Origin of the sequence: Amycolatopsis sp. NBC_01488, assembly GCF_036227105.1 — a bacterium.
GTDB lineage: Bacteria > Actinomycetota > Actinomycetes > Mycobacteriales > Pseudonocardiaceae > Amycolatopsis.
This window is the reverse complement of the sequence record NZ_CP109434.1, coordinates 5,898,563-5,912,016: the sequence shown is the minus strand read 5'-3', so window position 1 is coordinate 5,912,016 and position 13,454 is coordinate 5,898,563. Positions and strand designations below refer to the sequence as shown.

The following is a 13,454-nucleotide window of genomic DNA, read 5'->3' as shown; positions in this document are numbered from 1 at the left end:
GTTCAGCTCGGCAGGCCCCATGCCGGCGCGGGGCCGAGAGCCGGGACGTCGCGGGGCGCGAAGTCCGCCCGCCCGCCCCGCGGGGTGACGACGGCGGTGCCGCCGCGCCGCAGCCCGATCGCGATCCGGCCGGGGCCGGCCGGGCGCCACGGCAGCCGGCGGCCGTGCTCGTCACGGACGTCGACGTCCCCGGTGACGCCGTGCTGCAGCACGAGCGGTTCGCCGGCTTCGCTGTGCACGCGCACGAACTCGGTCCGGCCGTCGCGGCGGGACGCGTCGACGAGGAACGCGCCCTCCGCGCGCAGGCCGGCGATCGACGCGTCGCGCCAGGTCGCCGACACCGACGGGAAGACCTTGAGCACGCCGCCGGACCCCTGCACCAGCATGTCCACAACGGACTGAGCGGCGGTGATCGGGCTTTCGATCGCGAAGTTGGCGCCCTCGCGGTACATCGTGTTCGCGGTCAGCTCGGTGTCGGCCACGACGTTGCGGTCGAGGAAGAACTTCAGGTACCGCAACGCTTCTTCGGGAGCGTCCATCACCGAGCTCATCGAGGACGCAGCCGCGTAGCTGTAGCCGTGCCAGGCCGTCTGGTCGGCGATCCAGTGCCGGAACGTCCGCGTCATGACGTCGCGGTCGCCCGCTCTGTCCCAGATCTTCTCCCGCAACGGGTAGAGCCACAGCAGGTGCGAGAAGTGCCGATGCGACTCGGCGAGCGGCACGCCGTCACCGATCAGCACGCCGTCGGCGGCGGTTTCGTGGTACGGCACCAGCTTCGCGCCGATCTCCTGCCAGATCGGGACCCGCGGCTCGTCGAGGCACAGGGTCCGCGCGGAGTCGGCGAGCGTGCGCGCGGCCCAGCGGATCAGCGACAGGTCGTAGGTGCAGTCGGCCGCGTCGGCGTACTCCGGCGACCGGGTCAGCGGCAGGTGCAGGGACCCGTCCGGGCCGGTGAAGAGGAAGTGGCGGTAGAAGTTCAGCGCCTTGGCCAGCGTCGGGTACAGGACGTCGCGCAGCACGCGGCGGTCCAGGTGGTGGCGGTAGGCGAGCCAGACGTTGTGCAGGCCCCACAGCAGGTTCCCGGTCTGGTCGGTCTTGGACGTCGTCCCGGGGACGCCGACCGAGCGCGTGCCGCCGGGCCGCAGCCGCCAGTCGCCCGGGTGCGACAGCGCGTAGGTGTCGCCGTCGCGGTAGGCGGGCGGCACGGACGTCTCGAGGTTCGCGTGGTCGCGCCGGAAGGTCTCGGTGACGGCGTCGAGCTCCGGGTGGTTGCTGCTGTTGACGATCGGGTAGGTGACCTGGACGTTGAGGTTCCACCAGACCGCGGTCCAGCTGTTGCCGACCTCCGGGAACCACGGGCCCCACTCGGAGACGACCGGTCCGCCGGCCCGCGTGGCGGCGGCGATCTTGTACAGCTGGATCCAGTAGAACCGCTGGACCTGCTTGTCCGGCACCGAAACGAAGCTGCGCGCGTGGTAGTCGTTCCACCAGCGGCGGTGGCGGGCGAGCAGCGCGTCCGGGTGCGCGGCAAGCGCTTTCCGCACGGCCGAGAGAGCGTCCGCGGTGTGCGTCGTGCCCGGAAAGCTGTAGGCGACGGTCGCGGCGAGCAGCCGGCGCGCCCCGATCGCGCGTTCCCGCCACGCGGTCGTGTAGCCGCCACCGGCGAGCATCGGCTGGGCGCAGTAGCCGTCGGCGAGCTCGGGCGCGGGGTTCGCGACGTACTCCGGTGGCTTGCGGACGGTCCGGGTGGTCGCCGACTCCAGCGGCTGGAACGCCCACGCCGCACCGGCCTCCCCCGCGCTCGGCGTCAGCGAGACGAGCAGCACGCCGAGGTCGTCGTGCACGACGGCGGAGAACGCGACCGAGCCCTGCGTGGTGGTGATCGTGCCGCCGAGCTCGGCGTTGTACAGGTCGAGCGTCCAGTCGACGGCGGTGATCGCGCCGGCCATGCTCAGCGTGAGGTAGCCGATCGGCAGCCGGGACAGGCCGATTCCGGCCTCCCACTGGCTGCGCTGGTCCTGGACCTGGGTGTGGCTCAGCATCACCTTGAGCACCTGCGGCGTCGTCCCGGCGTAGACCTGCGCGCCGAGGTAGCCGTTGGCCAGGAACGGGCCTTCCTGCCAGTTCTTCGGCAGCAGCTGCCAGACCATGCGCGCGTCGGCGGCGACGTCCCGGTGCGGGTTCCCGGCGGCCAGCGCGGGCGGCGCGGCCCGGGCCCACAGCCCCCCGAACGCGGCGGCTCCCGCCATGACCGAGGCGGAGCGGAGCACGGTACGCCGCGACACTGCGTCCATGAAGCGTCCCTTCGCATTCATACTACGTTTCACGAGATCCACAGGCGGCGTCCGGCCATATTTGCAGACAGAGCTGGAGAAAGCCAGAGCTGTTCACCCAGAAAGCGGCAGAGACATCCGATGTATCCGGGGAACTCGGCAGTCGACTCGGTCGTCTAGCGGGTATGGCCCTTCTCCGGCGGCCGCGACCGGCAGCCCCGTTCGATCACCTGGACGACGTCCAGGGCGCGATCCGCGAGCTGTACGCGCGGCTGTCCGGGCCGGTGGTGAAGGCGTTCGGCACCCTCGCGCTGCCCGACGCCGGCCCGCTCACCGAGGTCGCCGCGGCGATGACCCGGCACCTGGGCATCGGGGACGTCCGGGTGGTCGTCGGGTTCGGGCCGCTCGGCGGGCACGTCGGCGAGGTCGAGCTGGCGCCGGGCCCCGAGTACGTCGTGACGCTCAGCCCGCACTACCGCGACGATCCCCGGGACGCCCCGGCGGTGCTGGCGCACGAGGTCACGCACGTCTTCCTGCACCGCCACGGCATCCGGCACGCGGACCTGGCCCGCAACGAGATCCTCACGGACACGGCGGCGCTGTACCTCGGCCTCGGGCACCCGATGCTGGCGGCCTACCGCGTCGACGTCGTCCAGGGGACCTACACCCGCCGCCGGACGACGTCCCGCGTCGGCTACCTGACGCCACCGGAAATGGGCTACGTGCTGGCGAAGCGGGCGCTGGCGTTCGGCGAGGAGCCCGCGAGGTTCACCGGCGCCGCGGCGGAGGCGTCCGAGCTGGGCCGCCGGCGCGCGCTCGAGGACTACACGCGCCCGCCGTACCGCCTCGAGGACGGCACGGTGGCGTGCCCGGCGTGCGGCCACGACACCCGGGCGCCGCGCACGGTCACGGCCCGCTGCGCCACGTGCGGCTCGACGTTCGTGCCCTGAGGTCCGCCGGTCAGGGGCCGGGCAGGGGTGGCAGCGCGGGCGTGTCCAGCCAGCGGGCGAAGAACGCCGTCAGCGGGCGAGCCGCGTACACCTCCGCCAGTGCGACGAACTCGGCCGTCGTCACCAGGCCGTGCCGGTGGTCGCCGGTCCACGCCTTCAGCAGCGCGAAGAACGCCGCGTCGCCGATCTCCGCCCGCAGGGCGTGCAGTGTCAGCGCGCCGCGCTTGTACACCCGCTCGTCGAACATCCGCGACACGCCGGGGTCGGCGATCCGGACGTCCGCCGGCCTGGCCTTGATCCGCGTGTGCCAGCCGCGGGCCAGTGCCTGCGCCGACTGTCCGCCGGACTCCTCCGACCACAGCCACTCGGCGTAGGTCGCGAAACCCTCGTTGAGCCAGATGTGGCGCCAGTCGGCCACCGTCAGGCTGTTGCCGAACCACTGGTGGGACAGCTCGTGCAGGACGAGCCGCTCGTGGGTGCGGCGGCCGTCGACGTGGTTCGCGCCGAAGACCGCCATGCCCTGCGCCTCGATCGGGTCGTCGAGGTCGTCGTCCGTGACGACGATGACGTACTCGGGGAAGGGGTACGGCCCGAACAGCCGCTGCAGGAACTCCATCATCCGGTCCTGCCGCCCGAAGTCGCGCTCGAACGCCCGGCGCAGCCGCGACGGCACGGCGGCCCGCTGCGGCACGGTCTCGAAGACCGACTCCACCTGCCCGCTGGCACGCCCGATGCCGAGGCTCAGGCGCCGCAGGCCCACCCCCGCGTGCGGGAACCAGCCGCGGCCGGACAGCTCCACGTCGTCGTAGCGGCCGATCTGCACGCTCATCAGGTACGTCGACGTCGGCTCCGGCCGCTCGAACACCCACCTCGTCGTGCTGGCCGACGTGGACCGCTCGACGAGGGTGCCGGTGACCGCGACCAGGTACGGCGACGCCGTCGTCACGGTCACCGAGTAGGCCGCCTTGTCCGCCGGGTGGTCGTTGCACGGGAACCAGGACGGCGCGCCGACCGGCTGGCTCGCCACGAGCGCGCCGTCGGTCAGCTCGTCCCAGCCGACGTCGCCCCAGCGGCTCCGCACCGGACGCGGGTTGCCGACGTAGTGCACCTCGACCGTGAACCCGGCGCCCGGCGCGATCGACTTCGCCGGGCGCACGTGCAGCTTGGCGCCCCGCTTCAGGTACTTCGCGGGCTTGCCGTCGACCAGCACGCGGTTGATCCGGAATTCGCCGAAGTCCAGGCTGACGCGGGAAAGCGCCTGCGTCGCCTCCGCGGTGATCACGGCGGAGGCCGAGAGCCGGTTCGGCCCCACCTTGTAGTCGAGGTTCAGGGCGTAGTGCCGGGTCCGGTAGCCACCGTTGCCGTGGGCGGGGAGGTAGGGATCACCGGAAGTATCCGCGCCGGGTGCCGGAGCAGGAGCCTTCGAAACCACCCGTGCCGAACCTTTCCTCGTACCGACGTACCAAACCAGGCTCGCACGGCACAGGTGAGTCCGGCGAGCCCGGTGGGTACTTCGTGACCTTCTACTTACCCGTCCACGCGGAGATCGGGTTGCCGAGCCAGCGCGTGTCGGCCGGCACCTCGTCGCCGCGGGTCACGAGGGAGCCCGGGCCGACCGTGGTGCGCGCGCCGATGCCCGCGCCGGGCAGCACGATGCCGTGCGGGCCGAGCGTGGCGCCCTCGCCGAGGGTCACGCTCGACATGCTCATGATCCGGTCGTGGAACAGGTGCGTCTGCACGACGCAGCCGCGGTTGATCGTCGCGCCGTCGCCCAGCTCGACGAGGTCGGCCTCGGGCAGCCAGTACGTCTCGAGCCAGACGCCGCGGCCGATCTTGACGCCCATCGTGCGCAGCCACGCCGACAGCAGCGGGGTGCCGCCGATCGAGCCGATCAGCCACGGCACGGCCAAGGCCTCGACGAAGGTGTCGGCCAGCTCGTTGCGCCAGACGAAGGAGCTCCACAGCGGGTGGTCGATCTCGCGGAACTTGCCGACCAGCAGCCACTTCAGCACGGTCGCGGTCAGCGCCGCGACGATCCCGGCGGCCAGCAGGGCGGGCCCGGCCAGCAGCAGGGCGACGCCGAAGCCGAACGCCGTCGCCGCCCACAGCAGCCCGAAGGCGACCGAGACGGTCAGCGCGACGCCGCACATGACCGGGATGATCCGGCACAGCTCGACCAGCGCCCGCGCCGCCTTCAGGTGCAGCGCCGGGGTGTAGGTGCGGCTCGTGTCGGCGTCGCCGATCGCGCGGCGCACCGGCAGCGGCGGCATGCCGAGGTACGACGAGCCCTTCTTCGCCTTCAGCGGCGTCGACGACAGGACGCCGACCAGGCCGCGCTTCGGCACCGACCGGCCGGGCGCGGTCATCCCCGAGTTGCCGAGGAAGGCCTGCTTGCCGATGCGCGCCGGGGCGACGTGCAGCCAGCCGTGGCCGAGCTCGTAGGTGGCGACCATCGTGTCGTCGGCCAGGAACGCGCCGCTGTCGACCTTGGTCATCTTCGGCAGCGCCAGCACGGTCGACGCCTCGACGTTGCGGCCCACCTTCGCGCCGAGCAGCCGCAGCCACACCGGCGTGAACAGGCTGGCGTACACCGGGAACAGGCCTTCGCGGGCCATGCTCATCAGGCGTTCGGTGGCCCAGACCTGCCACGCGATCCGGCCGTGCACCGGGTGGTAGCCCTCGACCATGCCGATGCTCAGCGACCGGACGCCGACCAGCACGAGCAGCATGTACGCGGCGAAGTACGCCAGGGTCGCGACCGGCACGAAGACCAGCGCCCGGGTGAAGGCGTCCAGAAGGGTAGGCGCCCCGGCGATCGCGTAGCCGAGCACGGCGACACCGGCCAGTGCGGCGATGCCCGGCAGGAAGCCGAGCAGCAGCGAGGTCGCGCCGTAGACGGTGGCCCAGAAGTGCGACCGCGGCGGGCGGCTCGACGGCCACTTCAGCGCGTCGCGCTCGTCCTTCGCCACGCGCCCGGCGGGCGAACCGGCCCAGCGCTGCCCGGCCGGGACGGCGCCGCGGACGGTCGACCCGGCCGCGATCTCCGCGCCCTTGCCGATGCGGACGCCGGGGAACAGCGTGCTGCGCGCGCCGATGCGGGCTTCCGCCCCGACGCGGACCTTGCCGATGTGCACGCGGTCGCCGTCGACCCAGTGGCCGGTCAGGTCGACCTCGGGCTCGATCGCCGCGCCGCGGCCCAGCTTGAGGAACCCGGTGACCGGCGGCGGCGAATGGAGGTCTACGTCCTTGCCGATCCGCGCGCCGAGCGCCTTCGCGTACGTCGTCATCCAAGACGCGCCCGCGACGCTGTCCGCGCCGGAGAACTCGGCGAGCTTCTCGGCCGTCCACAGTCGCAAGTGGACACTCCCGCCACGCGGGTAGGTGCCGGGGCGGACACCGGAGAGCAGCACACGGGCACCGCCCGCCGCGATCGCGATCCGGCCGGCCGGGCTGAACAGCACGACCCAGGCCAGGCCGAGCCACGCCCAGTTCAGCGTGGGTGCCCAGGTGAACCCGAGCAGGGACAGGACGTTCGACAGCGCGGCGGCGAGCGTCGCCCAGCGCAGGCCGACGAGACCCATCAGCGGCACCATCAGCAGCGCCTGGATGATCCCGGCACGACGCGGGGTCGGCGCGATGTCGCGGCGCTCGGTGGCCTGGCCGCTCAGCGCGTCCAGCATCGCGGCCAGCGCGCCCAGCTTGGGGTGGGCGTAGACGTCGGCGACCGACACCTGCGGGTGCCGGGTACGGATGCGCGCGACGACCTGCGCGGCGGTGAGGCTGCCGCCGCCGTGGGTGAAGAAGTCGGCCTTCGGGTCGTCCACCGACACGCCGAGGATCTCGGCCCAGCCTTCGGCGAGCCACGTCTCCGTCGGGGACAGCCCGACGGCGTCCACAGTGGACAGCGGCCACGGGAGGGCGGCGCGGTCGACCTTGCCGGACGTGCGGGTCGGCAGGTCGTCGACGACGGCCAGCAGCGGCACCAGCGCAGCGGGCAGGTGCGCGCGCAGCCGGTTCGCGGCTTCGTCCTGGTTGAAGGGCACACCGGCAGCGGGCACGACGTACCCGACCAGGACCTGGTTGCCCGCCTTGGTGCGGCGGATCGCGGCGGCCGCGCCCTGCACGCCCGGCAGGGCCTGCAGCGCGGCGTCGACCTCGCCCAGCTCGATGCGGCGGCCGCCGAGCTTGACCTGCTCGTCGAGCCGGCCGAGGAACAGCAGGCCCTCGGCTTCGGCGCGGACCATGTCGCCCGAGCGGTAGGCGCGCTGCCAGCCCAGCGACGGCAGCGGCGCGAACTTCTCGGCGTCCTTCTCGGCGTCGAGGTAGCGGGCCAGGCCGACCCCGCCGATGACCAGCTCACCGGTCTCGCCCATGGCGACCGGCTCGCCCTCGTCGTTGACCACGGCGAGCTGCCAGCCGGCGAGCGGCAGGCCGATCCGGACCGGGCCCTCGCCGGTCAGCTGCGCGGCGCAGGCGACGACGGTGGCCTCGGTCGGACCGTAGGTGTTCCAGACTTCGCAGCCTTCGACGGCGACGCGCTCGGCCAGCTCCGGCGGGCACGCTTCCCCGCCGAAGATGAGCAGGCGGACGTCTTCGAGGGCGTCGGCGGGCCACAGTGCGGCCAGCGTCGGCACGGTCGAGACGACGGTGATGCGCTGCGCGACCAGCCAGGGGCCGAGGTCGACGCCGGTGCGGACCAGCGCACGCGGCGCCGGGACCAGGCAGGCGCCGTGCCGCCAGGCCAGCCACATCTCTTCGCAGGAGGCGTCGAAGGCGACGCTCAGGCCGGCCAGGACGCGGTCGCCCGGGCCGATCGGCTCCTCGGTGAGGAACAGGTCGGCCTCGGCGTCGACGAACGCGGCGGCACTCGCGTGGCTCACCGCGACGCCCTTGGGCTTGCCGGTGGAACCGGAGGTGAAGATGATCCAGGCGTCGTCGGCCGGGCCGGGAACGCCGGCACGGCCGCCCGGCGTGCTGTGCACGTTGATCTTGCCGTCGGTGGCCACCGCGGCGACCTGGGCCTCCTCGAAGACCAGCTCGGCGCGCTCGTCCGGGTCGTCCGCGTCGACCGGCACGTAGGCGGCGCCGACGGACAGGGTGGCGAGGATCGCGACGTACAGCTCGGCGGTACCGGAGGAAATCCGGATGCCGACGCGGTCGCCGAGGCCGACGCCGTAGCCGCGCAGCCGGCGACCGTAGGCGTCGATCTCCTCGAGGAGCCGCCGGTAGGTCAGCGTCGTGGTGCCGTCGTCGATCGCGGCGGCGTTGGGGTGCCGCTCGGCGGTGGCGGCGAGGATGTCGAGGAGGGTGCGCTCGCCGGCGCCGAGGCCGGACCATAAGAGGGCCCGATCGGCGACCGGCGCGAGGGTCACCTCGGCGACGGATCCGGCGGGTTCGACGGTGACGGTCATCGTCCGCTCACCTCGTGCAGCACAAAACCATGGGCGCGCAAGCCCACCACTCACCTTTCGGGAGCCTCAATCGGGCCAGCTCTCCGAATGAGGCGCCCGCAACGACCCTTCACCATACCCGCAGGTGAAGAAAAGGTGTCCACAGGGTCACGACGGAGTGTCGGACCTCACGCAGGTGCGGGCATCGGGCGTGATCAAAGAGGCATCATGCGTGATGGGAGGGGCATCGAGAGTGATGCCCCTCCCATCACGAGTGATGCCCCCGGGATCACGAGTGATGCCTGCGGGATCACGAGTGATGCCTGCGGGATCACGTGTGATGCCCGAAACGTCACCGGGATTTGGCGGGCCGGGCCGCTTTACCGCCGACCTTCGGTTTCGCCTTCTTTTCGCGAACCCGCACATTCACCCGAACGGGGCTGCCCGCGAAACCGAACTGCTCGCGGAACTTGCGCTCGATGAACCGGCGGTAGCCCGCCTCGAGGAAACCGGTGGTGAACAGCACCAGCGTCGGCGGCCGGATGCCGGCCTGCGTCGCGAACAACACCTTCGGCTGCTTGCCGCCGCGGACCGGCGGCGGGGTGGCCGCGATCAGGTCGGACAGCCACGCGTTGAGCTGGCCGGTCGGCACCCGCTTGTCCCACGACGCCAGCGCCGTCCGCAGCGCCGGGGCGATCTTGCGCACCGAACGGCCGGTCAGCGCCGAGACGTTGACCTTCTCCGCCCACGGCACGCGGACCAGGCCGCGCTCCAGCTCGCGGACCATCGCGTGCCGGCGGTCTTCGTCGACCAGGTCCCACTTGTTGAACGCGAGCACGCAGGCGCGGCCGGCCTCGACGACCATGGTCAGCACCCGCAGGTCCTGCTCCGAGATCGGCTCGGCCGCGTCGAGCAGCACGATCGCGACCTCGGCCGCGTCGATCGCGGTCTTGGTGCGCAGCGAGGCGTAGTACTCGGCGCCGGCGGCGAAGTTGACGCGCTTGCGCAGGCCCGCGGTGTCGACGAACCGCCAGGTCTCGCCGTCCAGCTCGACCAGCGAGTCGACCGGGTCGACGGTGGTGCCCGCGACCGAGTCGACGACCGAGCGCTCCTCGCCGGAGAGCTTGTTCAGCAGGCTCGACTTGCCGACGTTCGGCTTACCGACCAGCGCGACGCGCCGTGGGCCGGTCGAGGCGGCGCCGCCTTCGCGGGGCGCTTCGGGCAGGGCCTTGAGGATCGCGTCGAGCAGGTCGCCGGAGCTGCGTCCGTGCAGCGCGCTGACCGGGTGCGGCTCGCCGAGCCCGAGCGACCACAGCGACGCGGTGTCCGCGAGCAGCCGGTCGTCGTCGACCTTGTTGGCGGCCAGCAGCACCGGCTTCTTCGAGCGGCGCAGCACCTTGGAGACGGCTTCGTCGGTCGCGGTCGCGCCGACCGAGGCGTCGATCACCAGCAGCACCGCGTCCGCGGTCTGCATGGCCAGCTCGGCCTGGGCGGCGACGGACGCCTGCAGCCCGGTCGCGTCCGGCTCCCACCCACCGGTGTCGACCAGGGTGAACTTGCGCCCGCCCCAGTAGGCGTCGTAGGCGACGCGGTCGCGGGTCACTCCCGGCACGTCCTGCACGACGGCCTCGCGGCGGCCGATGATCCGGTTGACCAGCGTCGACTTGCCCACGTTGGGCCGGCCGACGACGGCGAGCACCGGTTGCCCGAGCGCCGCCTCCTCGGCCGCTTCCGCCGCCTCGATCTGCGCGTCGAGCCTGGCGAACTCGGTCTCGTCCGACCAGGTGCCGTCGACCTCGCCGACGCTGTCTAGCTCTTCCATGACTACCTGTTTCCCTTATGGCGAGCCGAATCCGTGTTCGGAACGCCAATCGTCCAAAGTCTTCACGAGCGCCGCGAGCTCGCCGCGCAGCTCTTCGGTGCCCTGGTCGAGCCCGGTCTTCCCGGGGCCGACCTTCGGCGTGAACGGCTCCCCCACGAGGATGTCCACGCGCGGGCGCCAGCGCCGCTTGCCGTCCGCCGGCTTGCGCGTGCCCCGCGTCGCGACCGGGAGCACGGTCGCGCCGGAGGCCCGGACGAGCCAGGCCGCGCCGCGTTCGGCCGCACCGACGTCCCCGGCACCGCGGGTGCCCTCGGGGAAGATCCCGACGACGCCGCCGCCGTTGAGCACGCCGACCGCGGTCAGCAGCGGCTTGCGGTCGATCTCGCCGCGCTTGAGCGGGATCTGCCCGATGGCCCGCAGGAACTTCCCGGCGAGGCCCGTGAACATCTCGGCCTTGACCAGGAACGCCGAACGCCGCGGCAGCATTCCGAAGATCAGCTGCGGTTCGATCATCGAGCTGTGGTTCGCGATCACGAGCACCGGCCCGGTGGCGGGCATGCGCTCACGGCCGTGCACGCGGACGCGGAAGGCCGACCGCAGATGATACCGGGCGAAGACTCGCCCGGCGTCGTGGAGTGCGCCGACGGAGCCTTCCGGCAGTCCGTCAGCTTTCATCGAGCGACCTCGGCGTTGCACCCCGCCAGGAGACCGCGGTGGCTGGCCAGCTCGCTGAGGGCGACGATCACCTGGTCGATCGACAGTTCCGAGGTGTCGACGGGCACGGCGTCGTCGGCCGCGCGCAGCGGCGAGGTGGTGCGGGTCGAGTCGAGGTGGTCGCGGCGTTCGACGCTCGCCAGCGCGTCGGCGACCGAGGACTTCCGCCCGGCGGCGGTGTCCTGCGTGCTGCGGCGCGACGCGCGGACGTCGGCGGACGCGGTCAGGTAGACCTTCAGCGGCGAGTCCGGCGCGACGACCGTGCCGATGTCGCGGCCTTCGACGACGATGCCGCCCCGGTGCTCCAGCACGTCGTCGATGATCCGCCGCTGCCGGGCGACGAGCAGCTCGCGCACGTGCGGCACGGCGGAGACGGGCGAGACGGCCTTGGTGACCTCGGGCCCGCGGATGTCGGTGGCGACGTCCGCGCCGGCCAGCCGGATCTCGGGCCGGTCGGGGCTGGTGCCGATGCTGAAGTCGGCACCGTCGGCGAGCGCGGCGACGGCGTCCGCGTCGGCCGGGTCGATCCCGGCCCGCAGCACGGCGAGGGTGACCATCCGGTACATGGCGCCGGTGTCGAGGTACCCGGCGCCGAGACGCTGGGCGAGCTTGCGCGCGACGGTGGTCTTCCCGGTCCCCGACGGGCCGTCCAGCGCGACCACACCTCGTAGGGCTCCCGTCACCGGCACACTCCTCGCGTTCTCGTCATCGGTCGGCTTGGTGTCCATTCTGCCGGTCGGGGTGCGGCGGAGATCAGTCGCCCCGCGCGCCGAAGCGGGCGACCACCAGCGCGAGGCGCTCGTCACGGTGGGCCGGGGACAGCCGGTGGCCGCGATCCAGGGTCACCAGGCCGTGCAACGTGCTCCAGAACACCTCGGTCAACGCGCCCGCGTCCTGCTCCTTCGCCGTCGGCTCGATGACCGCGAGGAGCGCGGCGAAGCACGCCTTCATCACCTCCGGGGTGTCGTCCTCGGCGAACGGCAGCTCCGAGGCGAGCGTGAACATGGCGTCGTAGAGGGCCGGTTTCTCCTCGGCGAAGGCCACATACGCCTCCCCCACCCCGGCGAGGCCTCCAGCGCGGGCCGCCACCAGCGTCGCGGCCAGCTCGGTGAAGCCCTCCAGCGCGGCCGCCGTCATGATCGCGTCCTTGCCGCCGGGGAAGTGGCTGTAGAGCACCGGCTGGCTGTACTCGATCAGGGCCGCGAGCCGCCGGGTGGTGACCGCGTCCCAGCCCTCCGCCTCGGCCAGCTCCCTGGCCGCGGCCACGATCCGCCGCCCGCGTTCGGTCCGGTCGCGCACACGCCGTTGTCGCTGGGTCATACGGCGCATGCTAGCACTGCTAGACAAAATAGCGTCGCTAGATTAGCGTTGCTAGCAATCCTAGCGATGCTAGAAACACTGGAGGGAACACCATGGTCGTCACCGGCTACGTCCTCGTCGCGATCGTCGCGCTCGGGATCATCTACATCGGCCTCAACTACCTCTTCGCGCCGGCGAAGATCGCCGCGGGCTTCGGCTTCAAGGAAGTCCCCGAAAACGCCGAGACCTTCCTCAACGTCAAAGGCGGCCGCGACATCGGGGCCGGCCTGATCCCGCTGGCCCTGATGATCTACGGCGACCCGCACGCGCTGGGCTGGGTCATCCTCGTCGCGGCCGGCTGGCCCGTCTTCGACATGCTGATCGTCCTGCGCCACCAGGGAAAGAAGGCCATTGCCTTCGGCGTCCACGGCCTGACCGCCGTCGTGATGATCGTCGCGGGCCTGCTCCTGCTACTCGGCTGAAATCCCGCGAATCGGACACCTGGGTTACGGTGGTTGGGTGAACGTCGAAGTAACGCCCCTGCCCGGCATCGGGGTCCGCAAGGACTTCGCCACCCGTACCGGCCGCCGCATCGGCGTCGTCACCCAGCGGGACGGCCACATCGAGCTGATCGTCTCCAAATCGGACGATCCCGACGCCTGCGCCGCCTCGATCCCGCTGACCGCGGACGAGGCGGGCGCATTGGCCAACCTGCTCGGCGCGCCGCAGCTGGTCGCGCAGCTCACGGAGGAGCACCGGGACCTGCCGGGAATCAGCACGCGGCAGCTGCCGGTCAAGCCGTCCGGGCCGTTCGACGGCCGCACGCTCGGCGACACGGCGATGCGCACCCGCACCGGCGTTTCGGTGGTCGCGGTGGCGCGGGCCGGCCAGGTGCACCCGTCGCCGACCCCGGACTTCACGCTGACCGGCGGCGACCTGCTGGTTGCGGTCGGCACGGGCGAAGGCCTCGAAGCCGCCGTCAAGATCCTCAAGTACGGCTGAGCGG

General features: G+C 72.3%; 10 protein-coding genes. 3 read left to right on the top strand and 7 right to left on the bottom strand.

Annotated elements, in window-relative coordinates:
* Nucleotides 1-2: 2 nt before the first annotated feature.
* Entirely contained in the window at nt 3-2,294 is a 2,292-nt protein-coding gene (locus OG738_RS28045) for a glycosyl hydrolase family 95 catalytic domain-containing protein (RefSeq protein WP_329045329.1), read from the bottom strand.
* Between the two features lie 164 nt (nt 2,295-2,458).
* On the opposite strand from OG738_RS28045, the gene OG738_RS28040 reads away from it, so the two are divergent.
* On the top strand, nt 2,459-3,223 hold the full coding sequence (locus OG738_RS28040; RefSeq protein ID WP_329045328.1) for a hypothetical protein: 765 nt from the start codon (nt 2,459-2,461) through the stop codon (nt 3,221-3,223).
* 10 nt (nt 3,224-3,233) lie between these two features.
* On the opposite strand, the gene OG738_RS28035 is transcribed toward OG738_RS28040, so the two are convergent.
* From OG738_RS28035 to OG738_RS28010, 6 genes are all read right to left on the bottom strand, one after another.
* On the bottom strand, nt 3,234-4,655 hold the full coding sequence (locus OG738_RS28035; RefSeq protein ID WP_329045326.1) for a M1 family metallopeptidase: 1,422 nt from the start codon (nt 4,653-4,655) through the stop codon (nt 3,234-3,236).
* A 91-nt stretch (nt 4,656-4,746) separates the two neighbouring features.
* A complete protein-coding gene (locus OG738_RS28030) occupies nt 4,747-8,634 on the bottom strand; it encodes a Pls/PosA family non-ribosomal peptide synthetase (protein WP_329045323.1) in 3,888 nt (1,295 codons plus the stop codon).
* Between the two features lie 331 nt (nt 8,635-8,965).
* Complete coding sequence (gene der, locus OG738_RS28025) at nt 8,966-10,435, bottom strand: ribosome biogenesis GTPase Der (RefSeq protein WP_329045321.1); 1,470 nt, start codon at nt 10,433-10,435, stop codon at nt 8,966-8,968.
* A 15-nt stretch (nt 10,436-10,450) separates the two neighbouring features.
* Nucleotides 10,451-11,110, bottom strand: a complete 660-nt coding sequence (locus tag OG738_RS28020) for a lysophospholipid acyltransferase family protein (RefSeq protein ID WP_329045319.1) — start codon at nt 11,108-11,110, stop codon at nt 10,451-10,453.
* Nucleotides 11,107-11,811, bottom strand: coding sequence for a (d)CMP kinase (gene cmk / locus OG738_RS28015; protein ID WP_329056861.1), 705 nt, complete (start codon nt 11,809-11,811; stop codon nt 11,107-11,109). The genes OG738_RS28020 and cmk overlap by 4 nt, the downstream gene beginning before the upstream one ends.
* A gap of 91 nt (nt 11,812-11,902) precedes the next feature.
* Nucleotides 11,903-12,469: a TetR/AcrR family transcriptional regulator gene (locus OG738_RS28010; protein WP_329045318.1), complete on the bottom strand. Its 567-nt coding sequence runs from the start codon at nt 12,467-12,469 to the stop codon at nt 11,903-11,905.
* 92 nt (nt 12,470-12,561) lie between these two features.
* Between OG738_RS28010 and OG738_RS28005 the strand changes: the two genes are divergently transcribed.
* Together OG738_RS28005 and OG738_RS28000 are read left to right on the top strand one after the other, a co-directional pair.
* Nucleotides 12,562-12,930 (top strand): DUF4267 domain-containing protein, encoded by a 369-nt coding sequence (locus OG738_RS28005; protein WP_329045316.1) that lies wholly within the window; start codon nt 12,562-12,564, stop codon nt 12,928-12,930.
* Nucleotides 12,931-12,967: 37 nt separating this feature from the next.
* Nucleotides 12,968-13,450 carry a cation:proton antiporter regulatory subunit gene (locus tag OG738_RS28000; protein ID WP_329045315.1) on the top strand — a complete coding sequence of 161 codons (483 nt, stop codon included), beginning with the start codon at nt 12,968-12,970 and terminating at the stop codon, nt 13,448-13,450.
* Nucleotides 13,451-13,454: the final 4 nt, after the last annotated feature.

What these genes read in the sequence shown, in the direction of transcription:
- OG738_RS28045 (WP_329045329.1), bottom strand. Translation starts at nt 2,294, where the DNA reads ATGGACGCAGTGTCGCGGCGTACCGTGCTCCGCTCCGCCTCGGTCATG.
- OG738_RS28040 (WP_329045328.1), top strand. Translation starts at nt 2,459, where the DNA reads ATGGCCCTTCTCCGGCGGCCGCGACCGGCAGCCCCGTTCGATCACCTG.
- OG738_RS28030 (WP_329045323.1), bottom strand. Translation starts at nt 8,634, where the DNA reads ATGACCGTCACCGTCGAACCCGCCGGATCCGTCGCCGAGGTGACCCTC.
- der (WP_329045321.1), bottom strand. Translation starts at nt 10,435, where the DNA reads ATGGAAGAGCTAGACAGCGTCGGCGAGGTCGACGGCACCTGGTCGGAC.
- OG738_RS28020 (WP_329045319.1), bottom strand. Translation starts at nt 11,110, where the DNA reads ATGAAAGCTGACGGACTGCCGGAAGGCTCCGTCGGCGCACTCCACGAC.
- OG738_RS28010 (WP_329045318.1), bottom strand. Translation starts at nt 12,469, where the DNA reads ATGACCCAGCGACAACGGCGTGTGCGCGACCGGACCGAACGCGGGCGG.
- OG738_RS28005 (WP_329045316.1), top strand. Translation starts at nt 12,562, where the DNA reads ATGGTCGTCACCGGCTACGTCCTCGTCGCGATCGTCGCGCTCGGGATC.